General features: G+C 61.4%; 1 pseudogene. It reads right to left on the bottom strand.

The features are described from left to right. Window positions 1-440 (bottom strand): annotated as a pseudogene (locus tag AC1RQI_RS17060) (IS1182 family transposase); the annotation flags it as partial.

Here is a 440-nt window from a genome sequence, read left to right as displayed (position 1 = left end):
TCGTTGGCGAAGCCGGTGTCGGCGGTGACGATGGTCCCGCTCTGGTAGATGTCGGTGTGGATGCCCAGTCGTCGGTAACGCTGCTCAACCCGCTCCAGAACCGGCTTGAGGGTATGGTGCTCCTGGCCTTCGCCGAAGGCCTGGGCGTCGATGATGACCTGGTGCTTCTTATCCACGGTGGCCACGCCGTTGTAGCCCTGGATCGTGCCCTTGCCGGTGGTCATCTTGGCGCTTTCATTGTCCGTGATGTTGCTCTTTACTTCCTTGCTCCGCTTGCCCTGGCCCGTCCGTGGGCTCTGCGCCTTTAGGAAGCGGTCGATTTTGTTCTTCGTCTCGTCCAGCGACAGAATGGTGTTGGCCTCGCGGATTTCCTGGTCCAGGTCGGCCTCGGTTGTGGCCTGATCGCGCTGGCGATGTTCCTGGAGTCGATGGCGGATCAG

It is taken from the genome of Salicola sp. AFF1, from assembly GCF_056783195.1.
The sequence above is the reverse complement of the archived record's forward strand: the minus strand, read 5'-3'. Positions and strand labels throughout refer to the sequence as shown.